At 68.1% G+C, this 705-nt stretch carries 1 pseudogene; it reads left to right on the top strand.

Features of this window, described 5'->3' with window-relative positions:
- Window positions 1-519: 519 nt before the first annotated feature.
- Window positions 520-705 (top strand): annotated as a pseudogene (locus tag LX83_RS36815) (hypothetical protein); the annotation flags it as partial.

The raw sequence follows: 705 nt of genomic DNA, 5'->3' as shown, positions 1-705 counted from the left end.
GTTGCGATCCTCGCCGGCCCTCGCGGGCCGGCGCTGCCCTGGACGGCCAGGGGTTTTCACCGTACGGGGTGATGAACCTGGCCCATGTTCCCAGTTGCTGGGATGACACGCCAGGCGCGGGTTCGGAACCTCGCGGCGTTTCGCACCACGCCTGGGGTTCCGAACCACGTCCGCCCAGTGCCCCTCCTCACCAAACCCGGGGGGCGAACAACGGGGCATTCACCCGTTTGGGCCTGCGCGAAATGTCAACAGTGATGATGGGGTTTGGCGTCCTGGAGGATGTCACTGGTGGTCCTCCCGCCCGGTCTGACCAGAATGTCAACCGGCCCCCGCATACCGGGGTGCCTTTCGCGAGAGTTGTCGTCCGGGCGTGGGGGACCCACCAGGCGCGCACCAGGCCTGGCGACCGTGACCTCATAGGAGCCTGTAGCCCCAGGCAACCCATCACTGTTCTGTCCGACCGCCAGTCCCGGTGGCGTGCCATCCAGCCGTACCAGCGAACAGAATGGCACCACCAGCATGGCAAGGACCCGCCCGAAGTCCAACACCACCACCCCCACCCCGGTGATCGACCCGGTCGGGGACATCACCGGTGGGGTCGACACCCACCTGGACTTCCACGTCGCCGCCGCCAAGGACAGCCTCGGCCGCCTGCTCGGCACCCAGACCTTCCCCGCCACCCAGGCCGGCTACACCGCCCTGCTG

This window comes from Goodfellowiella coeruleoviolacea, from assembly GCF_024171785.1.
GTDB lineage: Bacteria > Actinomycetota > Actinomycetes > Mycobacteriales > Pseudonocardiaceae > Goodfellowiella > Goodfellowiella coeruleoviolacea.
Note: the sequence above shows the minus strand (reverse complement) of the source record. Positions and strands in the feature narration are given on the sequence as shown.